The sequence below is a fragment of the Streptomyces sp. NPDC059003 genome (assembly GCF_042740445.1).
Taxonomy (GTDB): Bacteria; Actinomycetota; Actinomycetes; order Streptomycetales; family Streptomycetaceae; genus Streptomyces.
In genome coordinates this window covers 1-22,751 of sequence record NZ_JBHYJH010000062.1, presented here as the reverse complement: position 1 = coordinate 22,751, position 22,751 = coordinate 1, and the positions used below count along the sequence as shown (strand labels likewise).

Annotated in this window: 19 protein-coding genes; 14 read left to right on the top strand and 5 right to left on the bottom strand. The window is 69.7% G+C overall.

The features are described from left to right. The first annotated feature begins 28 nt into the window (after window positions 1-28). Complete coding sequence (locus tag ACFWZ5_RS22105) at window positions 29-697, top strand: hypothetical protein (protein ID WP_384795691.1); 669 nt, start codon at window positions 29-31, stop codon at window positions 695-697. Between the two features lie 551 nt (window positions 698-1,248). Here ACFWZ5_RS22105 and ACFWZ5_RS22100 read toward each other — a convergent pair. Together ACFWZ5_RS22100 and ACFWZ5_RS22095 are read right to left on the bottom strand one after the other, a co-directional pair. Beyond that, complete coding sequence (locus ACFWZ5_RS22100) at window positions 1,249-1,884, bottom strand: hypothetical protein (RefSeq protein ID WP_384795693.1); 636 nt, start codon at window positions 1,882-1,884, stop codon at window positions 1,249-1,251. Between the two features lie 217 nt (window positions 1,885-2,101). Then, entirely contained in the window at window positions 2,102-4,291 is a 2,190-nt protein-coding gene (locus ACFWZ5_RS22095) for a RecQ family ATP-dependent DNA helicase (RefSeq protein WP_384795695.1), read from the bottom strand. A gap of 133 nt (window positions 4,292-4,424) precedes the next feature. On the opposite strand from ACFWZ5_RS22095, the gene ACFWZ5_RS22090 reads away from it, so the two are divergent. From ACFWZ5_RS22090 to ACFWZ5_RS22030, 13 genes are all read left to right on the top strand, one after another. Next, the gene (locus ACFWZ5_RS22090) at window positions 4,425-5,924 is read left to right on the top strand and encodes a DUF4192 domain-containing protein (RefSeq protein WP_384795697.1); all 1,500 of its coding nucleotides are present in this window, start codon (window positions 4,425-4,427) and stop codon (window positions 5,922-5,924) included. A 393-nt stretch (window positions 5,925-6,317) separates the two neighbouring features. Continuing rightward, window positions 6,318-8,240, top strand: a complete 1,923-nt coding sequence (locus ACFWZ5_RS22085; protein WP_384795699.1) for a glycogen debranching N-terminal domain-containing protein — start codon at window positions 6,318-6,320, stop codon at window positions 8,238-8,240. Between the two features lie 119 nt (window positions 8,241-8,359). Continuing rightward, window positions 8,360-9,121 (top strand): NUDIX domain-containing protein, encoded by a 762-nt coding sequence (locus ACFWZ5_RS22080; protein WP_384795701.1) that lies wholly within the window; start codon window positions 8,360-8,362, stop codon window positions 9,119-9,121. Between the two features lie 361 nt (window positions 9,122-9,482). Beyond that, window positions 9,483-11,375, top strand: coding sequence for an ATP-binding cassette domain-containing protein (locus ACFWZ5_RS22075; protein ID WP_384795703.1), 1,893 nt, complete (start codon window positions 9,483-9,485; stop codon window positions 11,373-11,375). 249 nt (window positions 11,376-11,624) lie between these two features. After that, on the top strand, window positions 11,625-12,509 hold the full coding sequence (locus ACFWZ5_RS22070; RefSeq protein ID WP_384795705.1) for a FadR/GntR family transcriptional regulator: 885 nt from the start codon (window positions 11,625-11,627) through the stop codon (window positions 12,507-12,509). A 640-nt stretch (window positions 12,510-13,149) separates the two neighbouring features. Then, complete coding sequence (locus ACFWZ5_RS22065) at window positions 13,150-14,688, top strand: RNA polymerase sigma factor (RefSeq protein ID WP_384795707.1); 1,539 nt, start codon at window positions 13,150-13,152, stop codon at window positions 14,686-14,688. 92 nt (window positions 14,689-14,780) lie between these two features. Next, window positions 14,781-15,668, top strand: coding sequence for a tyrosine-type recombinase/integrase (locus ACFWZ5_RS22060; RefSeq protein WP_384795709.1), 888 nt, complete (start codon window positions 14,781-14,783; stop codon window positions 15,666-15,668). A gap of 367 nt (window positions 15,669-16,035) precedes the next feature. After that, a complete protein-coding gene (locus ACFWZ5_RS22055) occupies window positions 16,036-16,335 on the top strand; it encodes a hypothetical protein (protein ID WP_384795711.1) in 300 nt (99 codons plus the stop codon). Beyond that, window positions 16,325-16,765, top strand: a complete 441-nt coding sequence (locus ACFWZ5_RS22050; RefSeq protein ID WP_384795713.1) for a hypothetical protein — start codon at window positions 16,325-16,327, stop codon at window positions 16,763-16,765. The genes ACFWZ5_RS22055 and ACFWZ5_RS22050 overlap by 11 nt, the downstream gene beginning before the upstream one ends. Beyond that, window positions 16,762-17,061: a hypothetical protein gene (locus ACFWZ5_RS22045; protein ID WP_384795715.1), complete on the top strand. Its 300-nt coding sequence runs from the start codon at window positions 16,762-16,764 to the stop codon at window positions 17,059-17,061. Before ACFWZ5_RS22050 ends, ACFWZ5_RS22045 begins: the two co-directional genes overlap by 4 nt. Beyond that, the gene (locus ACFWZ5_RS22040) at window positions 17,054-18,376 is read left to right on the top strand and encodes an AAA family ATPase (protein ID WP_384795717.1); all 1,323 of its coding nucleotides are present in this window, start codon (window positions 17,054-17,056) and stop codon (window positions 18,374-18,376) included. Before ACFWZ5_RS22045 ends, ACFWZ5_RS22040 begins: the two co-directional genes overlap by 8 nt. A gap of 378 nt (window positions 18,377-18,754) precedes the next feature. Next, entirely contained in the window at window positions 18,755-19,015 is a 261-nt protein-coding gene (locus tag ACFWZ5_RS22035; protein WP_384795719.1) for a hypothetical protein, read from the top strand. A 177-nt stretch (window positions 19,016-19,192) separates the two neighbouring features. Continuing rightward, window positions 19,193-20,602, top strand: a complete 1,410-nt coding sequence (locus ACFWZ5_RS22030; RefSeq protein ID WP_384795721.1) for a phage major capsid protein — start codon at window positions 19,193-19,195, stop codon at window positions 20,600-20,602. A 486-nt stretch (window positions 20,603-21,088) separates the two neighbouring features. Here the strand turns inward: ACFWZ5_RS22030 and ACFWZ5_RS22025 are convergent, their stop codons facing one another. The 3 genes from ACFWZ5_RS22025 to ACFWZ5_RS22015 form a co-directional block, all read right to left on the bottom strand. Continuing rightward, complete coding sequence (locus ACFWZ5_RS22025; protein ID WP_384795723.1) at window positions 21,089-21,583, bottom strand: NUDIX domain-containing protein; 495 nt, start codon at window positions 21,581-21,583, stop codon at window positions 21,089-21,091. Beyond that, the gene (locus ACFWZ5_RS22020) at window positions 21,580-22,320 is read right to left on the bottom strand and encodes an XRE family transcriptional regulator (protein ID WP_384795725.1); all 741 of its coding nucleotides are present in this window, start codon (window positions 22,318-22,320) and stop codon (window positions 21,580-21,582) included. Before ACFWZ5_RS22020 ends, ACFWZ5_RS22025 begins: the two co-directional genes overlap by 4 nt. A gap of 244 nt (window positions 22,321-22,564) precedes the next feature. Next, window positions 22,565-22,751 (bottom strand): hypothetical protein (locus ACFWZ5_RS22015; protein ID WP_384891217.1); only part of this gene is annotated, 187 nt, incomplete at its 5' end.

Here is a 22,751-nt window from a genome sequence, read left to right as displayed (position 1 = left end):
CGCATCGGCGTTTGATAGATAACTACGCATGCCTCTCATTCCCGAGGAGCCTCAGATTCACGAGAGTGCCCAGGGTCCCCGCGCCACTCCGGCCACCGGCCGTACCGCGCCGACCCCCCGCCCCGTACCCGGTCCGCGTCCCGCGGCTCCGCCGCGGCCCGGCCGCCCGGGTCCCGCACGGCCGATGCCGCCCGCGCAGCGCGCGACGCGGGAATCGGCTGCCAAGCCCGGGCCGCAGGCCCAGGCCGCCAAGCCGGGGCCGTCCGCCCCGGCCGCTCCCGAAGCCACTGCCAACGGTGCTGCCTCGGTTCCGCAGATCCAGCTGATCCCGGCTTCCGCCGAGGGCGCCCTGGACGCCGCCGAGGAAGCCGTCGACCTGCTGCTCGACTCGGGCCGCGCCCCCGGCGACGTCCTGGTGATCACCACGGGCGAACCGCACCCGTGGGCCACGCACGAGCTGTCCTTCGGCGAGGACGCCTACTGGGCCCAGCACGACGCCGGTGACGACGTCTTCTACGCCGACGCCGCTGCCCTGGCACGTGCCGCGACCCGCCCCGTGGTCGTCGTGGCCGTGAACGGCGGAGGCGACGAGGCCGCTGTCACGGCCCTGCCGACGGCGCTCAACCGCGCCGGGACCCTGCTGATCGTCTGTGGTGACCCGCAGCGCATCAACGCCATGCTGGGCGCGAGCGTCTGACGCTCCCGCCCGGCGGGCGTGCCGGCCTCGCCCGGTGGCACGTCACCGCCCGTCCGGCGTCCACGCCACGGGCAGTGCAGTGCCCCGGCTGCGGAACCGCGACCGTGCAATGCCACGGCTGCGGGGCCGCGACGCCGCGTACGCATCGCCGTGCCCGGCAGTGACCGCAGCGCGGTGCTGCGCACTGCGTGACGCATGAGGCTGATGTGGCGTACGCGACGCCGATCGTGGTCGGCCCGCGTCGCCGGGGCGCTGTGGGACTCTGCGTGACCCTGCGGGGCTGCGCGGGGTTTCGGCTCAGCCGGTGGGCGCGTGCTGACACGGAGCCGTCGCCGAGCCCTGGAACCGGACGTCACGGAGCGGCGGTCGCGGTACGTGAGGAGCGCCGCGCTCGGCCTGGGCCGGGCCCGCACCACCCATGACGGCTCCCCTGCCGTACCGGGCTCCGCGTCGTGTGCCGTACGTGGCTCCGCGTCGTGAGCGGAGGCCGTCCGAAGTGTGGGCAACCGCAGCCGAGCCGCAGCGCGGGGGATCCGGACAGGCTCTGCACCTCACCGCGCGGCCACGCGACGTAACATCTCCGACGCCGCACCCCCCACCCGCGGCTGGCGTGGCTCCTCGCCGGCAGTGTCCTCCGGCCGCGACACGGCGCCCGGCTGGCGGCCGCCGCGGCCTTCGCCGAGCACCTGCCAGCCGTCCCGTGTCAGCGTGATGTACGCGCCGCAGCGCAGCCCGTGCAGGGTGCAGGCGTCCCGCAGCCCCCACATCCACGCACCGTCCTCCTGGGTCCAACGCGCGTCCCCCTCACGGCAGTAGAGCAGCACCGCCGTGCGCACCGGCGTGCGGCGCCGCAGATCGTGAGGGATGACCCGACGGAGCTGGGCGAGCAGAGCGTTGCGGAACACCCACCCGTCCGCCGCGCTCGCCCGCCGGGCAAACGACGCGGACGCCCTGACACGTTCCTCCGGATCGAGCACGGCCACGACCGCGGTGGCCGGGGTCGGCCGGTGCCGGTCGTGCAGACCGCTCACGACCTCGCGTGGGTTCCGGAGCAGCGGGATCTCGGCTGCCGACCACTCCGACAACTCGAGCATCCGGGTCAGTTGGTGGTGGGAATCGGGCATCGCGGCAGCGGCGAGGGACTCCGACGTCGATGCCGCAGCGGACGGAGCGAATCCGAAGGTCACGGTCCTCCCTTCGGCTACACGCCCCTACTGAGGGCGGGGTCGGACTGGGGGAGCGCACCGCGGCACAGCCCTACCGGACCACGGGGAGCCGCGCGGGAGCGCTTCCAATTCTTCCCGTCGTACTGGCTTGCGGCAACGAGCAATTGAGGCCGCTGACCGGTATCCGGTGATACGTCTCGCATATCCCTGCCCAGACGGACCCTCGTCAATGCCTACGTCACCCTTGCACGGCGAGGACCAGCGGCAACACCCCCTTGGCGCCGGCTCGGCGGAGCATGCGCGCGGCCACCGCGAGCGTCCAGCCGGTCTCCGTGAAGTCGTCCACCAACAAGACGGGGCCATCGGCCTCCTGGAGCGCCGCGGCCAGCGTGGGAGTCACGGTCAGCGCCCCGTCCAGGGCGCGCAGGCGCTGAGCGCTGTTGCTCCGGGGCACGCGTGTCTCCGCGGCCTCGGCGGCGTACTCGAGTGAGCCGAGCAGGGGGAGGCGGCCGATTTCCGCGATCCGTGTGCCCAAGGACTGGATCAGCTGCGGCTTCGATCGCGAGGCCATGGTCACCACGCCCACGGGACGGGGCCCCGCTTCGGCGGTACCCGAAGCCCAGCCGCCCGGGCCCTTCGCCCAGTCGGCCAGCACTTCCACGACGGCCTTGGTGACATCGTCGGGCACCGGGCCGTCCGGTGCTTGGGGCGTGAGCATCGGACGGAGCCGGTTGCCCCAGCCGATGTCCGAGAGGCGACCCAGGGCTCGTCCCGGCGTGGCCTGCTCTCCGGCGGGAATGCGGCCCTTGAGGGTCATGCCCACGGCCGCGAGACCAGTCGGCCACATCTTCCTGGGCTCGACGTCCACCCCGGGCCGGGCGAGCTCGCCGCGCGCCGTCTCCAGCGCCGTCGGCGACACCGCGGCGTCGAAGCGGCCGCCCGCGCAGTTGTCGCAGCGCCCGCACGGCGCGGCCTCCTCGTCGTCGAGCTGGCGGCGGAGGAACTCCATGCGGCAGGACGTGGTGGTGGCGTAGTCCCGCATGGCCTGCTGTTCCGCCTGTCGCTGCTTGGCGACCCACTGATAGCGCTCGGTGTCGTACACCCAGGGCATACCCGTGGCGATCCAGCCGCCCTGGACGCGCCGGACCGCGCCGTCGACGTCGAGGACCTTGAGCATCGTTTCGAGGCGTGACCTGCGCAGCTCGACGAGCGGCTCCAGGGCGGGGAGCGAGAGGGGGCGGTCCGCCTGCGCCAGGACGTCCAGCGTGCGGCGCACCTGCTCCTCGGGCGGAAAGGCGAGCGAGGCGAAGTAGTCCCAGATCGCTGCGTCCTCCTTGCCGGGCAGGAGCAGGACCTCCGCGTGAGCGACTCCGCGGCCGGCGCGACCCACCTGCTGGTAGTAGGCGATCGGAGAGGAGGGCGAGCCGAGGTGGACCACGAATCCCAGGTCGGGCTTGTCGAAGCCCATGCCCAGAGCGGAGGTGGCGACCAGGGCCTTCACGCGGTTGGCGAGCAGGTCCTCCTCGGCCTGCTGACGGTCCGCGTTCTCCGTCTTCCCGGTGTACGACGTCACGGTGTGCCCGCGCTGTCGTAGGTAGGCGGTGACTTCCTCGGCGGCGGCGACCGTGAGGGTGTAGATGATCCCGGAGCCCGGCAGGTTGTCGAGGTGGTCCGCCAGCCAGGCCAACCGATGCGCCGCGTTGGGAAGTTCGAGCACGCCGAGGCTGAGGCTTTCCCGGTCCAGCGGCCCTCTCAGGACCAGGGCGTCCGATCCGCCACCGGTGCCGAGCTGGTCGGCGACGTCCGCCGTCACGCGCGCGTTGGCCGTCGCCGTCGTGGCCAGGACCGGGACGCCCGGCGGGAGGTCGGCCAGCATCGTGCGCAATCTGCGGTAGTCGGGCCGGAAGTCGTGGCCCCAGTCGGAGATGCAGTGCGCCTCGTCGACCACGAGGAGGCCCGTCGCCGCGGCGAGCTTGGGCAGGACCTGATCGCGGAAGTCCGGGTTGTTGAGCCGCTCCGGACTCACGAGCAGCACGTCCACCTCGCCTGCGGCCACCTCGGCCTGGATGGTGTCCCACTCCTCCGTATTGGACGAGTTGATCGTGCGGGCGCGGATGCCGGCTCGGGCCGCCGACTCCACTTGATTGCGCATGAGCGCGAGGAGCGGAGAGACGATCACGGTCGGGCCGCTGCCTCGCTCCCGCAGCAACGCCGTCGCGACGAAGTACACCGCGGACTTGCCCCAGCCTGTGCGCTGCACGACCAGGGCGCGGCGCTTCTCGGCGACGAGCGCCTCGATCGCGCGCCACTGGTCCTCACGCAGGCGTGGGCCGTCCGGCGAGGGTGTCCCACCGGCCGCGGGGGAGGGGCCGCCGACAAGGCGGGCGAGAACGGCGTCGGCCGCCGTGCGCAGATCTTCGTTGCTCATGGCTCCATGCAACCCGATGGGTCGGACATCCGGCGAACGAGCCCGCCAGACTGTGGATAACTCTTGGCGTGCCCCTGCTCATGGTTATCCACAGGGCAAACCGGAATTGCTTCGTCCGGTGCAGAGTCGACGCATGACGAATCACAGCGAACCAGCCGACGCGGCCCACGAGCCCGTCGTCACCCTCCGCACGCCCGCCGAACTGGCCGACGCTTTGCCGTACTTGCTCGGATTCACGCCCGAGGACAGCATCGTCCTCATCGCTCTGCACGGCACGCGCGGCCGCTTCGGCGGACGCGTACGCATCGGCATTCCGGAGCGCACGGGCGACTGGCAGTCCGTCGCGGAGCAACTGGCGCAGTGCCTCGTGGGCGGCAGCGAGAAGCGCGAGGCCAGGCCCGAAGGTGTCGTCGCCTTCCTCTGTCAGGAGCCGGGAGGGTCCGCGGGGGACACCTCCGGGCGGCAGGTGATGGCGCGTCTCAGGCCGCTGGCCCAGGCGCTGCGGACGGCCTGCGGCAACCTCGACGTCCCGGTGCTCGAGGTCGTGTGCATCTCGGACCACCGCTACTGGACCTACTGCTGTCCGAACCAGCGCTGCTGCCCGCCGGAAGGCGTCCCGCTGCTCCCGGCGGGCACCTCGGTCCTGGCCGCCGCCACCGCGTACGCGGGCTACCAGGTGGGCCCCGCTCAGGGGCAGATCAGGGCGCGGCTCACGCCATGGCGGACCGCCGCCGCGGCGGAGCAGGAGCGCGCACTCCATGCCGCGGGCTGCGCACTCGTGCCCAGGATCCTGACAGAGGACGGCCATGGCGAGGTCGCCGCCGAGACTCTCGACCTGGCGCAACAGGTGATGGCACGCTTCGCCGCGGCGCCGCCGCTCCCCGACAGGCTGGATGCCGACATCCAGGACGACGAACTGATCAGGCACGACGAGGCCGCAGCCTTGATCCTCGGCCTTCAGGACCGCACGACGCGCGACCGGGCGGCGGAGTGGATGGAGGGCGACGAGGCGGTTCTGGCGCTCCGGCTCTGGCGCGCCCTGGCCCGGCGCTGTGTCGGGGCGTTCAGGGAGCACGCCGCCGCACCCCTGACGCTCGCGGGATGGGTGGCCTGGTCGCTCGGCGACCTCGCGGAGGGCCAGGAGGCGCTGACGATGGCGCTGATCGCCGACCCGCACTACGCCTTCGCTCTGCTGCTGCACCCCGCCTGCAGTGCGGACACGGACCCCGAGCCGATTCGCCGCATCCTGCGCGGCGAGCGGACGCAGCGGGACGCGATGGGCGCGCGGGGGCGAGGCCGAGACGGCGACGCTCAGGAAGGGGCGGAGGAACACGGCGGCTCGCAGGCGCAGGGCGGTCGCGAGACGTGGGAGGGCACGCAGGAAGGCTCAGGGGGTACGGGTGCCGGAACCGGCATGGAAGTCGCAGCCGGAACCGAAGTAGAGGTTGAAGTCGGCGTCGGAGCCGGCACCACGCCGCGCGCGCGTCCTCGACCTCCCCGCTCGGCCGGCCGCGGTTCGCGGGCCACCGATGGCGCCGGTACGGGCCCCGGCTCACGGGCCGCCGACAGGGCGGGCACGGGGCCGCAGAACCGGCGGCGCACCATCCGACGCGGCGCGAGGAACAGCCGGTGACCACGCATGCCGGGCACCGGCCGGTTCGGCCGGTCCTGGCTCGTGCGGCGACGGTCGCCGCGGAGGTGCGCCGCCGGATGGGCGGCTTCCTGGAGCGGATGCGTGACTTGGGGCGGTCCGGCGCCGTTCACCTGAGTGGCGGTATCCGCGTCCGGGTCGGGCCGCCGTTCCGCGACCGAGTCTCCGTAGCGCAGACACCGCAGAAGAGGCTGCCCCATGTCCGTTCCCGCCTCGTCTCCCGTCTCCCGCAGGTCCGAGCGAGCCGACAGCACGGAGCCAGACGGCATCCGTCCGCCCGCGTCGGCCTCCAGACGCCCACCCGGCGGTCAGCCCCCGGTGCCCCGGGCGCACCGCCCCGCAGCCTTGCCGCCGGTCCACGCCTCCTTGGTCTGCGTGGCCCTTCCCGCCCTGGCGGTCTCCACGGACCAGGGGCAGCTGAACGGCCACGGACTCGAAGGGTTCTATCGGGGCGGCCGTCGCATGCTCTCCCGGTGCCAGGTGCGGGTTGCCGGGCGGGAGCCCGTCGCCGTGCAGGCACGGATGCTCTCGGCAGACAGCGCACGCTTCGTGGCGACACTCCTTCCCTCAGCGGAGGGGGGACCGGACCCGGATGTCACTGTCGAGCGGACCCGCCACGCCGACGGCACGGAACGGATCACGCTGCACAGTGCGGCAAGCCGCCCTCTGAGGCTGCCCGTCGAAGTGTCCCTGGGGACGGACCTGGCGGAGCTCGGTGCGGTTGCGTCCGGCAGAGCGGGTCCCGAACTGCCCGCCAGCGTCCACGACTCCGGCATGCGGTGGTCCTCCGGAGGCGGCCACTGCGTGGTCACAGCCGTCCCGGCGCCCAAGGACGCGCTGGCCTCGGCGGGGCTGCTGCGCTGGGAAGTGCATCTGCCTCCGGGGGGCAGCCAGAGCGTGGAGCTGCGCGTGCGCCCCGACGGGGGCGGGCCCGTACGGGCGGTGGCGCATGGGGTGGCCAGCCCGCTCTCCTCGGCTCGCGCGACCGGCGACGACCCCGCGATCCAGCGCTTGCTCGACACGTCGGTGGCGGATCTGAGGGCGTTGCTGTTGCGCGATCCCGCGCACCCCGCCGACATGTACGTAGCCGCGGGCGCACCCTGGCGCTGTGGTCTCGCCCCTGCCGAGGCGCTCACCACCGCCCGGATGGTGCTGCCGCTCGGTACCCGGCTCGCCGTCGGCACACTGCGTACGCTCGCCCGAGGCCAGCTCACGGAACCCGGGACACGGGCGGGCATGATCCCGGGACCGATGAGGGACGCCGGTCCCCATCTGCCCCCCGGCTGCACAGGAGTCGAAGCCACCCTGCTGTTCCCCGCGCTCCTCGCCGAGGCGTGGCGCTGGGGGACGCCGGAGAAGGACGTCGAGGAGTTGCTGCCCGCCGCCGAGCGGTGTCTGCGCTGGCTCCTCGGCGCCGCCGGGGACGGCGCGTTCGTGTCGGACCCCTGCCCCGACCGTTCCTCCCATGGGCCCGCGCGCTGCGAGATTCAGGCTCATGCGCACCGGGCGGCGCTGCTCGGCGCCGACCTGCTCGACGCCCACGGGTGCGTCGGCGGCACGGACCTGCGGGAGTGGGCGGATCGGTTGCGTCCCCGGTTCCGCGAGGAGTTCTGGGTGGCGGACCGGGCGGGTGGCAGGCCGGCTGCGGCTCGCCTGGCCGACGGCCGCCCCGTGCCGTTCCTCACCGGGGGCGCGGCCCACCTTCTGGACACCGGACTGCTCGGATCCGGCGAGCTCGCCCCCGGGCTGCTCGACAAGGTGCAGACGGAGCAGCTCGCCAGACTGCTCGGCGGGCCCGCCATGGACTCGGGCTGGGGGCTGCGCAGCCTGGGTGCGAAGGAGGCGGCGTACAACCCCTTCGGACACCGTGGCGGAGCGGTCCGCGTGCATGAGACGGCCGTCGCCGTCTCAGGCCTGGTGGCGGCGGGCTATGAGAAGGAAGCCGCTTCGCTGCTGCGCGGGGTGCTGGCCGCGGCCGCCGCCTTCGGGTGCAGGCTGCCGGAGATGTACGGGGGCGAGCAGCGCCTGGAAGGGAGTGCTCCGTTGCCCCACCCGGCGGCCTGCCGACCCGCGGCCATCAGCGCGGCAGCGGGCGTGCAGCTTCTGTCGGTGCTCGCGGGCATCCGCCCCGACGCACCGGCGGGCACGGTGACGTTGCGACCGGTCCGCAGCGCACCGCTGGGAGAGGTCGGCCTGACGGCGTTGCGTGTAGCGGGCGCGCCGTTCTCGGTACGAGTGAGCAGGCTCGGACTCGCCATGGTCGAGGAGGCAGCCGACGGGCTGCAGTTGGGGGTGTGATGTTGCTGAGCGGTCATGCGGGGGACGCGGCGGGCCGGACCGAGGACTCCCGGGGAACGGGGCCGGAAGCGGATGACGTAGGAGGTGTTTATCGTCAGGCAGACGACTATGATCGCGGCATGTCGCCCTACGACCCGTCGGCCTTCCCGCCCTTTGCTGTCACCGTCGATCTGGTCGTGCTGACCGTGCGCCGCCACGCTCTGTGCGCGCTGGCCGTACGCCGTGGTGAGCCGCCGTTCCAGGGGCGTTGGGCACTGCCCGGCGGGTTCGTGCGGCCCGATGAGGACCTGTCGGCGGCCGCGGCGCGGGAGCTGGGGGAGGAGACGGGGCTCTGCGCCCACGACCCGGACAGTCCGGTTCAGGCCAATGGTGCCCACCTAGAGCAGCTGGCCACGTACGGGGACCCGAAGCGGGACCCGCGGATGCGGGTGGTCAGCGTCGCACACCTCGCGCTCGCCCCCGACCTGCCCGCGCCCCGGGCGGGCGGTGATGCGAACAGCGCGCGCTGGGCTCCGGTCGAGGCTCTGCTCCATCAGGGGGGTTACGGCAGAGAAGGGGAGCAGGCGGCGCCGCTCGCGTTCGATCATGCGCAGATCCTGGCGGACGGGGTGGAGCGCGCCCGGTCGAAGATCGAGTACTCGTCGCTGGCCACGGCGTTCTGTCCGCCCGAGTTCACGGTCGGTGAGCTGCGCCGGGTCTACGAGGCCGTGTGGGGCGTGGCGCTCGATCCGCGCAACTTCCATCGCAAGGTCACCGGCACCCCGGGCTTCCTCGTGCCCACTGGGGGGACGACGACCCGCCAGGGAGGCCGTCCGGCCCAGCTCTTCCGGGCGGGCGGCGCGACGCTCCTCAACCCGCCGATGCTGCGGCCGGACGTCTGATTCGACGACCCACGATTTCCACGCCCACGGTTGCCACGCCCTACAGATCCCACGGCACAGATTCCACGGCCCACGGCTTCCGCGCCTCACCACTTCCAGGCCCCTCGTCCGGGGGCGTCTCACCTTCCTGACCGGGCGCGTGGCCGACGCGTACCCGCACCCGGTCGTCATGCCTCGCGTCCGACTCCGCGGGCGCATCGCTGGACGCCCCGGGGGCGGCCGTTGACACCCGTGACCCATGTCCTGAGCGAAAAGCCAGAAATGTCGCGTTATCTTGCTGCGGTACCCACGGGGCTGGTCCGCCCCGATCCGGTGGACCCGCCCCGGCCGCCGAGCGGTCGCACATCCCGCGAGAGAAGCGATGATCCAGGCCATCGGACTGACCAGCACCCCCCGCCAGGAGCACCCACCCGCCGTCGACGACGTGTCCTTCGAGGCGCGCACGGGCCGTGTCACCGCGCTGCTCGGCGCCTCGGGCGCGGGCAAGACGACGGCGCTCAGACTGATGCTCGAACTTCAACAGGGCCGTGGAGTCACCTACTTCAGGGGCCGCCCGTTGCATCGCATCGCTCATCCCTCCCGCGAGGTGGGCGTCCTGCTCGGTGATGTACCGGGGCACCCGGCCCGCACGGTCCGCGGTCACCTGCGGATGCTGTGTGCCGCCGTCGGGGTGCCGGTGGCGCGTGCCGACGACGTACTTGAGGTCGTGGGGCTCGTCAGCCTCCGGGATCAGCGTCTCGGCGTCCTCTCTCGCGGTATGGACCGTCGCCTCGGCCTCGCTTGCGCCCTGCTCGCCGACCCGCACGCACTCGTCCTGGACGGGCCCACCGAGGGGCTTTCGGCGCGTGAGAGCGGCTGGCTGCACGGCGTCCTGCGGGCGCACGCGGCTCAGGGCGGCACTGTCCTGTTCTCCACGGACGACCCGAAGGAGGCCGCAAGCGTCGCCGACAGGGTGGTCACGCTGGCGGCAGGGAGGCTCGTCGCCGATCAGGACGTGGTGGAGTTCGCCCGTACGCGGCTCAGGCCACGGGTCGCCGTGCGCAGTCCGTACGCGGCGCGGCTCGCCGCGCTGTTGGCCAAGGAGGCCCGTTCGCGCCGTCAGTCCGTCGAGGTGGCGAAGGAGGGCGGCAGCAGGCTCTCGGTGTACGGAAGCACCTGCGCCGACGTGGGGGAGACCGCGTTCCGGCACGGCATCCTCGTCCATCAACTCGCCGATGAAGTCGGGGACGCGGGGCCCCCGGCGGTTGTGGAACGCGCATCGGCGCCCGTGCGGGAAGGTGCATCGGATTCCGAGCCGGAAGCCACGACCGAACTCCCGTGTCCCAGCGGACAGGATGAGGCGCCCGCCACCGCGCCCATCGCCACCACTGCCCCGCAAGCACCGACATCCCCGCGAACATCCACATCCCCACAAACGCCCGCACCCTCGCAGGCACCCGCACTCCCGCTGTCCCCGTTGCCACCTCCCATCACTGTCCGCGCAGTCCCCCGCCCCCTGCGCCCGCTCCGCTATGAGCTGCGCCGCGCCGCGGGCGTCGGCGCCGGATACCTCACGGCAGCCGCCGTCATCGCCGTGTCCGCGCTCCTGTGCGTCTTCCTCGCCCGGACGGGCCACACCCCGCAGCCGCGCCTGCTCGCCGCCTGGCCCGACGAACTCCCCTTGCCGCCCGCGGCCCTTGGCGCGGGGCTGCTCGGCGCGCTCGCCTTCGGTGAGGAGTTCCGCCACCCCGCCCTGGCCACGGATCGCGGCACCGTGCCCCGCCGCATCGGCCTCCTCGCCGCGAAGCTCGTCGTCGCCGCGGTCACCGCGCTGCTGCTGGCCCTGCTGACGGTGGGATGTGACGCCGCACTGCTTCATCTTGTATACGGAGAAGAGCTCACGGAAGTTCCCGCCGACTGGCTGTCCCTGAGCGTGAGTTGGATGTCGCTCATGGCCGCTTGCGCTTGGGCCGGAGTGCTCGCCGCGGGCGTCTTCCGGTCCACGACCGCCGGTCTCGCCGCCGTGGTCGCGGTGCCGGTCCTCGTCGTACCTCTCGTACAGAAGGTCTTGGAAGGGCCGTCCGTGCGATCGGCGGCCGGTCTTCCCGTACGGTTGCGCGAGCTTGCGCTGGTGGAATGGCCGTTCGGAGTGGAGCGCTATCTGGCGGCCGGGCTCCGGATGGTGGCCCAACCCGTCGGCAGCGCACTGATGTTGTCGCTGACCGCCCTGCTCTGCGCGTACCTGCTCACAGCCCTACGCGGCAGGGTCCGCTGAAGCCGCCTGACGCTGTGATTGTGGGCGCCGCTCCCGTACGGCATCCCGCGCGGTCTCCCGTACGGCCCCTGCAGAGTCCTTGTATGGCCTTTCGGTGCCCTCTCTGATGAGCATCCTGTGCGCAACTCTCCCCGGGGCGGCCACTTCTTTCCGATAAGGCGTCAATTGCAGCGAGGTAAGCGATCACCCTTTCGTGTGCTTTTCACCAAAGACCTCAAGGGACTTGGGGACCGGGCCGACAACTGATCCGTGAGTACCCTTGCGCACACCATGATGACCACCGCCCGTTCCGCAGACGCCGGCCTCGCCGGTCCGGCGGGCGAACTCGACCGCTACCCCTACGCCGAGGCGCCCGACCGCGTGGTCGCACCCGCGTGGGACAGCGCCGACCAGGACCTGGGCCGCATGGGCCGGCGGGCAGCCGGCAGCCGCGGCCGTGGACTGCACGGCCAACTGGTCCAGCAGCTGGGCCAGATGATCGTCTCCGGGGACCTGGGCGCCGACCGGCCCCTGGTCCCGGAGGAGATCGGCCAGCGGTTCGAGGTCTCCCGCACCGTCGTCCGTGAATCGCTCCGCGTCCTGGAGGCCAAGGGCCTCGTCAGCGCCCGGCCCAACGTCGGCACGCGCGTGCGTCCGGTCAGCGACTGGAACCTGCTCGACCCGGACATCATCGAGTGGCGGGCCTTCGGACCGCAGCGCGACGACCAGCGCCGCGAGCTCAGCGAGCTGCGCTGGACGATCGAGCCGCTCGCCGCCCGCCTCGCTGCCGGACACGGCCGCGAGGAGGTGCAGCAGCGCCTCAGCGACATGGTCGAGATCATGGGGCACGCGATGGGTCAGGGCGACTCGATCACGTTCTCCCGCGCCGACGCCGAGTTCCACGCGCTGCTCATCCAGGTCGCGGGCAACCGCATGCTGGAGCACCTGTCCGGGATCGTCTCGGCCGCGCTCCAGGTCTCCGGCGGTCCGGTCACCGGCTGTGACCGGCCCACCGAGGCGTCCCTGGCGCACCACTCCCGGATCGTCGAGGCCCTCGCCTCGGGTGACGGAGCCGGCGCCGAGGCCGCGATGCGGCAGCTGCTCACCGTCCACCCGGAGGTGGAGCGCGTAGTGCCCGCTCCCCGCGAGCACTGACCGCGCACCCGCGTCGGCACGACCGCTGTGCCCGCCGCGCAGCATCGTTTCGCTGCCCTGTATCCCGATGACGTTTCCGTGGACGCCTCCCGTGTCGCCGGACTCCCGTGGCCCCTCCGGGCCGGGCGGGCCCGGCGACACGGGCGTAGCGGCCCGGTGACGACGAGGGCGGGACTGGAGGGTGGGGACTGCTGGCGACGGCGTGGCCCCGGTCGTGACGTGGCCCTCCGGTCGGCGGCGCGACTCAACGGTGCGACCGGCGTGTCCGGCGGCGGGGCGTACGCACCGGACGGCAGGGAATATGCGTCTGGTGACGTTGCGGCGTACGTACTCGGGTGGTGGGCGATCGACGTTCCGGCCGACCGGTGGCTCGATCCTGGTTGCTTCTGACCGTGTCTGGACGTTTTTGGACACTTACGGGGTGTGACTCGGGCCACGTAGATTGGGCGTAACGCTCCTACGAACAGCGCGATGACCTAAGAGGTGATAGCCGAGGAGGGAATACAGCCGTCGTTCCAGACGCTGTGCAGCTCCACGGTCCCGCCCGCGCCGTCGGCCCAATTCCCAGCCGTCGGTCGTCGGCTCCGATCCAGGGTGGACGGGGCCGGAAGCCGTTTTCCAACGTTCCGAGAGGTTGTTCGTGTCGGCCAGCACATCCCGTACGCTCCCGCCGGAGATTGCCGAATCCGTCTCTGTGATGGCGCTCATCGAGCGGGGAAAGGCTGATGGGCAGATCGCCGGCGACGACGTGCGTCGTGCCTTCGAAGCTGACCAGATCCCGGCCACTCAGTGGAAGAACGTTCTGCGCAGCCTCAACCAGATCCTCGAGGAAGAGGGTGTGACGCTGATGGTCAGTGCCGCGGAGCCGAAGCGCCCCCGCAAGAGCGTCGCAGCGAAGAGTCCGGCCAAGCGCACCGCGACCAAGACGGTCGCGGCCAAGACCACCACGGCGAAGCAGGCCACCGCCACGGCCGCCCCTACGAGGTCGGCCGCCGAGGCCGCCGAGGACGGCACGGCCGCCAAGAAGGTCGCCGCCAAGAAGACGACGGCCAAGAAGGCCGCCACGAAGAAGACCGCCGTCAAGAAGACGACGGCCAAGAAGACCGCGGGTAAGAAGGACGCCGAGCTCCTCGAGGACGAGGCCACCGAGGAGACGCCCGCCGTCGGCAAGCCCGGCGAGGGCGAGCCCGCGGAGGAGGGCGCCCAGGGCTTCGTGCTCTCCGACGAGGACGAGGACGACGCGCCCGCCCAGCAGGTCGCCGCGGCCGGCGCCACCGCCGACCCGGTCAAGGACTACCTGAAGCAGATCGGCAAGGTCCCCCTGCTCAACGCTGAGCAGGAGGTCGAGCTCGCCAAGCGCATCGAGGCGGGCCTGTTCGCCGAGGACAAGCTGGCCAACGCCGACAAGCTCGCCCCCAAGCTCAAGCGCGAGCTGGAGATCATCGCCGAGGACGGGCGCCGCGCCAAGAACCACCTCCTGGAGGCCAACCTCCGCCTGGTGGTCTCCCTGGCGAAGCGGTACACGGGTCGCGGCATGCTCTTCCTGGACCTCATCCAGGAGGGCAACCTCGGTCTGATCCGCGCGGTCGAGAAGTTCGACTACACCAAGGGCTACAAGTTCTCCACGTACGCCACCTGGTGGATCCGTCAGGCCATCACCCGCGCCATGGCCGACCAGGCCCGCACCATCCGCATCCCGGTGCACATGGTCGAGGTCATCAACAAGCTCGCGCGTGTGCAGCGCCAGATGCTCCAGGACCTGGGCCGCGAGCCCACTCCGGAGGAGCTGGCCAAGGAGCTCGACATGACCCCGGAGAAGGTCATCGAGGTCCAGAAGTACGGTCGCGAGCCCATCTCCCTGCACACGCCCCTGGGTGAGGACGGCGACAGCGAGTTCGGTGACCTCATCGAGGACTCCGAGGCTGTCGTCCCGGCCGACGCGGTCAGCTTCACGCTCCTCCAGGAGCAGCTGCACTCCGTGCTCGACACCCTGTCCGAGCGCGAGGCGGGCGTCGTCTCGATGCGCTTCGGTCTCACCGACGGTCAGCCGAAGACCCTCGACGAGATCGGCAAGGTGTACGGGGTGACGCGTGAGCGCATCCGTCAGATCGAGTCGAAGACGATGTCGAAGCTGCGGCACCCGTCGCGCTCGCAGGTCCTGCGCGACTACCTCGACTAGGTCGTCACTACATAGACGCCCGTAACCTGCGAAGACGTAGGTTACGGGCGTTTTGTTTCCCTAGCGCAGCGCTCCTAGTACAGATAGTGAGCATGGATGAACTCGAATCTTTGCTCGAATCCTGGATCTTGAGTCTGCGGGCTGAGCGCAAGAGCAATCAGACGGTCAAGACGTACGGCGACGGGGTGCGCGCCTTCCTGCGGTACTGTGCCCGTGAGGGTGTCGCGCCCGCTCTCGACAGGCCGACCGTCAACGCCTTCACGGCCGCCCTGCTGGACGGCGGGGCCGAAGCGGCGACCGCGCGCAGCCGTCAGCTCGCCGTGCGTCGCTTCTCCTCATGGCTGGCCGAAGAGGGAGAGATCGACTCCGACCAACTCGCCACCCTGAAGCCTCCGCAGCTCGACACCAAGATCGTTCCCGAGCTGGATGCCGACCAGCTTCGCGCGCTGATCAAGGCGTGCAAGGGCGGCGCCTTCCGCGACCGTCGTGACGAAGCGATCATCCGTTTCATGGCCGAGACCGGGGCCCGCGCGGGTGAGGTCGTCGACATGCTGATCGATGACATCGACCTGAAGCGCGGAGTGGCCGTCGTCCGGCGCGGCAAGGGCGGCCGTGGCCGCACGGTGCCCGTCGGGCCGCAGACCGCCCGCAGCGTCGACCGGTACCTGAGGGCCCGCCGTACGCACCGCCTCGCGGCTCTGCCCGGCCTGTGGCTCGGGGAGCGCAACCGTGGCTTCAGCTACTACGCGTTGCACAAGACCTTGGCCTACCGCGCAGAACTGGCCGCGATCGAAGACTTCCATCCCCATGTCCTCAGGCACACGGCGGCCGGGCGGTGGCTGGCGGCGGGCGGCAGTGAGGGCGGCTTGATGGCCGTCGCCGGGTGGTCGCGGCGGGACATGATCGACAGGTACACCCGCGCGACGTCGGAGCGCAGGGCCGCCGATGAGGCCCGTAGCCTGAACCTGGGGGACCTGTGAGCGCGGTCGTGCTCTGGACGGCGTGGTGTCCCCGGTGCAGCGCTGAGGGGCGGTCCGAGTCGGGCCGCCTTGGGGTCCTGGAGCGCACGAGCAAGGGCTCGCTGCGCTGGGTAGTCGAGGACCGCCGCCGGGGACGGCATCGCCTCGGGGGCCGCAAGTTCCGTCACGGCGTGTACCTGGAGCACTGGACGCGCAGCGCCGTCGACATCCCCGTCAGGCTGCCCGCGCTCTGTGAGTGGCACGGTCATGGATGGGTCTATTCGAACGACGCACTCGAACGCTGTGCTATCGTCCGATTTGAGACTTCCGCCACGTCTTAGTACGGAATCCGTAAGGGCATACGGGCAGCTTGGAGGCTGCCTTGTCCATGGACCCTCTGACTCAACGGACGGGCCTCACCCCCGAGGAGCGCCGCCTTCGCGGTGCCATCGCAGCCAACGCCATGTGGTCCAAGATCGAGGACCGCACGGCCCACACCGCCGCCGCGCGCCGGGCCTTCATGGATCACTTCGAAGCCGAGGTCGACCCCGACGGCGTCCTGAGCCCGCAGGAACGCGCCATACGGGCCGAGAGCGCCCGCCGCGCCCACTTCCAGCGCCTGGCCTTGGCGTCGGCCAAGGCCCGCCGTGCCCGCCGCGCGAAGGGCGGTGCGAGCGATGCAGCCTGAGCACGACGCGGCCCCCGGGGCGGGTATCCCGAGGGCCAATATCAACTGCCACGGCAAGGCGTCGAATGTGTCCAGCGTACGCTGCGACTCCGACAGCGGGGGCCCCTGCGATTTCTGCGGAGGAGCCAAGTCGTCGCACCAGTATGGGTGCGAGAGCTTCGCGCCCAGCATCAACGGACTCGCGAACATCCGCGTGCCGATGATCGGCGACTGGTTCGCCTGCCGTCTGTGCCATGGCTTCATCGAGAAAGACGCGTGGGCGCATCTGCACCGCCGCGTCATGGCCGCCCACCGGAAGCGCTACACGCGCTTGTACGGGCCTCCCACGGCCGCAGAAGTCGCAGCGATGGCCGAGCAATTGCTCGTCGTCTGGTATGGCTTCAGGGCGCACCGCACCGGTCCGGCCGTGCGGATCGGGGGTGCGTCGTGAGCATCTTCACCACTACCGGCGGGGCGGTACCGCCGCAAGACATCGATGACTGGGGTCGCGGTCCGACGTGCCCGCACTGCGGCCGTGGTGAATTCGAGCCGGAAGAGACCCTGCTCGAATTCGATGCCGCCTGGCACTGCGGCTTGTGCAACCTTTTCCGAGTCCCGGCGCCCGGCTCCGACTCGGAGCAGAAGCGGGACGAGATACTCGAATTGATCCGGCGCACCACCCCCGAGGAAGAGTCCGCCTGGTACCTCTGGCGCTTCGAGCAGATCACCGGGGCGCGGAATGAGTGACCCATGGCGCCCGGCACCCAACACGTACGACGCGCAAGTTGTCGACGCGGTACAGCGTCGCCTTGGCGAGATCGGCCCGCACGTTGCGCATGGCCTGCTTTTCGAGCCGACGGACACCACGGCCCAGGAAGACCGCGAGACCGCTGCCGAGAAGGTGGAGGCCCTTTGCCAAGAAGAGGCGGACCGGAAGGCGTTCCGGCGCCTCAAGGGCATTGAGAATGCCGAGCGGCGCATCAGAGAGGAGAAGAACGCCCTCACCTTCGACAAGCTGAACGCGCGTTCCTTCGTCCTCGGAGACTTCCTGGCCGTGCCGGACGAAGGCCCGAAGTACGCCATCGACTCCCTGCTGCCGACCGACGGGAACGCGACCCTGGTCGCGCCGAAGAAGGTCGGGAAGACAACGTTCCTCGGCAACGTGCTGCGTTCCTTCGCGGACGGCGAGCCCTTCCTGAGCCGGCTCGCCACGGCCCCCGCGTCCGTGGCGCTCTGGAATTACGAGATGAGCGACCGCCAGCAAAAGACATGGCTTCGCGATGTCGGCGTCCGGAACACGAGCAGTGCGCACGTCCTCGGACTTCGCGGCATTGCGCTGTCGCTCCGCTTCGAGGCGTACGAGGAATGGGCCGTGCAATGGCTCGCCTCGCGCGGCATTCAGGCGTGGATCATCGACCCCGCGCACCGCGCCATGACGGGCTTCGTCTCCAAGACGGACCCCAACGAAGCCGTCCAGGCGTTCACGGAGACGCTGGACCGCATCAAGGAGCGGTCTGGGGTGCGCAACATCGTCATGGCCGTCCATACCGGGCTCAACGGTGAGCACGCCCGGGGCGCGTCGCGTTGGGGCGACTGGCCCGATGCGATCTGGACGTACGCGAAGGATGAGCACGGCGTCCGATCCCTCAAGGCCGAGGGGCGTGACGTGCTGGTCGACGAGACGCCCCTTGTGTACGACCGCGAGACACGGCGACTGTCCATGCCGGGCGCGGGCTTCGCGCAGCCGTCCGCCTACAAGGTCAGCGACACGGACCGACTCTGCACGTGGCTGAAGAGCAACCCCGGCGAGCACCCGTCCAAGCGGCTCACGGCCGAAGTACTCAGGATCAGGCCCGAGGCCGCCGCGCTCGCCTTCGAGGTGGGTGAGCTGGACAGGCGGCTCACGATCCGACCAGGCGCGCGCAACTCTCACGTCGCGTGGCTCACGGAGGACTGGCAGCAGCACGAGCGCGAGATGGAGGTGGAGCGGGAGCGGCGCGAGCGCGAGGCGAAGGAGGGCGTCCAGGAGGAGTTGGAAGCCTCCCACGACGACCAGCGGTGAGCAGTGCTACAGCGAGCGCTTCCCAGTGCTTCCGTATCACTCGGGAAGCGCTCGCAGTAGCACTGTCGCCGCAGGCCAGACCGCTTCCCAATGCTTCGGAATCACTTATAGGTCCCAATACCTATAGGGGAAGCGGTCACTGGGAAGCGGTCGCTGACAGGCCGCTGGACGGATGGATAGAGGCGTTCCATCCCATGCAGGCCGCTGGTCGACCAGCGAAGCAAGGCGCCCCCATCCAGGCCGCTGGGCGCCCTCGTACGGCCCGCCCGGCGCCGCCCCGGCACCGGGCACCGCCGACACCGTCAACGCCCGCCAGGGCGCCACACATCCAAGATTGCTGAACCTCGTCAAATGTCGAAGTTGCCGGAAGGAATGACCATGGAGGACCCGACCCACGACGACCCGCTCGGACTCGCGCTCTCGATCTTGAGCGCCGAGGATCGCGCCCACTTCGACGAGATCGCGTCCGCGCTCGTCGAGGCTGCCGACGCGGCGGCCGGAACGCCCGGCTTCGAGGTGCGCGACCCGGCCGCCGCGTACCGGCAGTTGGCCGCGTACTACCGCGCGCGGGGCGACGTCGTGTGGTGCGCCTTGTCGGCCGCGTCCGCGCGCATCACTGCCCTGGACAACGCCGACTGATGGTGTGTCAGCCGGAGTAGAATCGGACCATCTTCGAGAGGGGCGGGTCTTGCCCCACCTGGCCGAGCCACGTCGGGTCGCTCCCTCTCGCCGGGCTGGTCACCACCTCGGGTTCATGGCCGTATATCGGCTCTTCCTTCGTCTGTTTCATCTGAAACAGACGCTATTCCGAGGTGAATGATGGACATTCTCGAAGCCATTGACCTGATCGGCGAGTTGACCACCAAGCGTGACCGGATCCTCAAGGAACTCAAGGGGATTACGGACAAGCCTCAGGCCGAGTTCACGCCTGGACTGAAGATCCGCGCCGGAAACCTGACGGTGGCCGCTGCCCGTATCGAGGAGCAGATAGCCGAGGCGCGTAAGGCCAGTGACGGCATCGACCCCGCTGCGGTGGAATCCGGAGACGGTACCCGCCCCCTCTGCGGCAGCGGGTATCGGAGCGGCGGGTTGAAGGACTCCGTCATGCGGATCCTCGATGCCGACATCAAGCGGCAGCTTCTCCCCGAGTACGCGGCCGAGCGGGTCGAGAAGCTGATGACGGGTGGCGATGAGCGGCACCAGACACTTTCCCAGCGCTGGGCAGCCGCGACCGGTAACCCCGAATACCTGGGCGCGTTCATGAAGCAGATGACCGATCCTGCTAAGGGGCATCTGCTCTGGACGGATCGCGAAGCGCAGGCGTACCGGAACGTGGTGGAGGTGAAGACTGCGCTCGGCCTCGGTACGGGGGGTGGAGGTGAGATGGTGCCCCTCACCCTGGATCCGGCGATCATGCTCACGAATGACGGATCCAACAATCCGCTGCGCCAGATTTCCCGTGTCGTCCAGACGGCGAGCAATTCGTGGAAGGGGGTTACGTCGGCAGGGGCTAGCGCTGAATGGAAGGCCGAACATGCCCAGGCTGCGGACGGAACTCCAGCCCTGGGCGGTCCGGAAATTCCGGTACATCTGGGGGACGTGGATGTCATCTACTCCTACGAAGTCGGAATGGACGCCCTGAACTTCGCGCGGGGTATGCAGGAAGTAATGATGGACGCGGCGGGCAATCTTGCGGCCACCGCCTACACGACGGGCACCGGTACCGGGCAGCCGAAGGGAATCATCACCGCGCTCGCGGGCACGGCCAGCGAGATCAACGGCGGCGGCACCGAAGCGCTGATTGCGGCGGACCCCTTCACGCTCCAGAACGCCCTGCCTGCCCGCTTCTCAGCTAATGCTCAGTGGTGCGCGCATATCGCCACCATAAACACGCTGCGGCAGTTCGAGACCACGAACGGTGCGCTCAAGTTCCCCGAACTGGCGGGTAATCCGCCTCAGCTCTTGAACAAGGCAATGAACGAGCTGAGCAACATGGATGGCTCGGTGAATGCCGCAGCCACGGCCAACAATTACCTCTTGCTTTACGGCGATTTCCGTAACTTCGTCATTGTCGATCGCATTGGATCGACCATTGAGATCTTGCCCGGTTATGGCGCCAATCAGCGTCCGACGGCGCAGCGTCACGCCTTCTTGACCTTCCGAAGCGGATCGGACGTGGTCGTGCCGCAGGGATTCCGACTCTTGGATGTGCCCACGGCCGCATAGACATCCGACATCAACACGCGGCCCCGAGGTGCCTTCCGGCTCTTCTCCTCGGGGCCGCGAGCCTTTGCTGCAAAGACGGCCTGCCGGGCATCGGTGCGATCTTTCGAGGCACCTTCGCGCTGCAAAGTCGATCATCTCAGAGCGGCTGAGTGTTTTTGCAGCTCATGGACGTTATCGGCGATCAATGAATGGGGGTGGGGGTTGACTGCAAAGAAAGTGATCAGTGACCCGCTAACGCTCTTATCGCCCTGTTTTCTCTCTGTTGAGAATTTGCGCAAACAGTCCTCGCGTTTGACCAGGCCGCGCCTTGATCGGAGGTGTCGGTGGCTGTGTGATCAGAGATCGATCACTTGTCGGCGGTGTGGGCGTCGAGTTCGATTCCCGTGTGCAAATCCTGAGTGAGGCGGTTCCCTGATCGCGCGGTTGCCGTCCTAGTCTGGTCAGTCGAACTCCCTTAGTGCTGTGACCGGTTGGCGACCCTTTTCCCTATGAGATGTACGGATCAGACGAGCCCAAACCGTGATCGATCCGAATGCGGAGCGCCGGATGGATCGGATAGTCCTCCAGGTCGGCGGGATCAACCCAGCGGACTTCTTGAGCCTCGGTTGGCTCAGGTGCGATCGTTCCGCCCTTCAAGCGGGCGCGCAGGCAGATGTTGATCGGCTGACGTACCTCGTCGACCTTGTCGCCGTGCATGTAGACGATCACGTGATCCGGTGTCGAGAACACTCCCACCAAACCAACGACTTCAACGTCAAGGCCGGTCTCTTCCCGACACTCCCTAACCCCGGCTTGGCCGACTGTCTCGCCCTTCTTTACGGCGCCCGTAGGGATAGTCCATAAGTCGTTATCCACGCGCTTGAGTAGTAGAACGTGACCCCGCTGATCGCGCACAAACACCGAGGCTGATGTCTTGCGACTGGTCGGTCTCGGCGCCTTTGGGTCTTGCCAGTAGTCGATCCTGCGAGCGCGCTTGCTCATCCTGACTCCATCAACGCATCAGCGGGGCGAGCTGAGGCCCACACGCGCTCGTACGACTCCGTGTACGTGCCGAAGTACGTGCCGTCGATGCGGCGTAGGTGCAGGACTGGAGTGAACGCGGCGAGCAGCCCGTACGCGTGGACGTTGACCAACATCTCGTCGTCGAAACGGTAGATCGAGTTGTAGAGCGGGGTGTCGTGAAGACGTATCTCGACTGAGTTCGGCATGCGCTGCGTGTAGTAGGCGAGCACGGCGGCCACGCGTCCGGCTACTCCCCCTCCGACGCGATGTTCAGTGTCGCGGGCTGCGAGTTGGCCCCCGGCAGGGTCCCCTAGGAGCAGCCGCACCCGCGCCCCTTGCTCCGCCTTGGCGGCCAGGGTGCCCAACCAGCCTGGATGCTCCTCCGTGAGGAACAGTCCTGCGAAGGCCAAGAGATCCACGTCTCGTTCGGCGCTGCGCAGTAGCTCCATCCATAGGTGGCTGGGGACGTCGCTGCGGCGGGGGTAGGTAGCCACAACTTCCGCGCCCGCCAGGGAAGCTCTGCTGACGGTATCGGGCCACAGATAGCTCTCGTCTTCGTGAAGAATCGCAGCCACTCGATACCGAGTTCTGGGGTAGGGGATCTTGCCGCCGATCCAGCGCTCCACCGTCTTGGTGGACACCTCTGCGGCGTCGGCCAGCGATGGGATGTCGAGTCCGGCTTGATGCATGGCACGACGGAGGCGTTCGTTCACCATCTCGACAGCATGACAGGGCGGGACATCTGACGGCAGGTCGATGTCCAGGAGATGTCCCTAGATGTCGCGCAGTGTCGATGTGCTGTCTGTGGCTGGTCGAAAGCATCGACAGATACAGACCCCGGCGAGTGCGCGAACACTCCCGGGGCGTGGCCAACGCTGCGAAGGAGCGTCAACGGTGACCGAATCTACGCACGACTACGCGCCCGAGGGAAGCGCGCACGGCGACGACAAGGAGCACCCCCTAGTTGTCGATACGAAGCGGATGCGCCTCGGGCGCGTGATGGGCCACGAGGGTCCATACCTTCAGCTCCGGCCGCCCGGAGGCGGGCGTGAGTGGGACGCTGACCCCCAGAAGGTGCGGCCCGCAGAAGACGACGACGTGCTGCGTCTTCACCTTGCCGAAGTGCGCGGCGGAGTCGCGCGGGGGC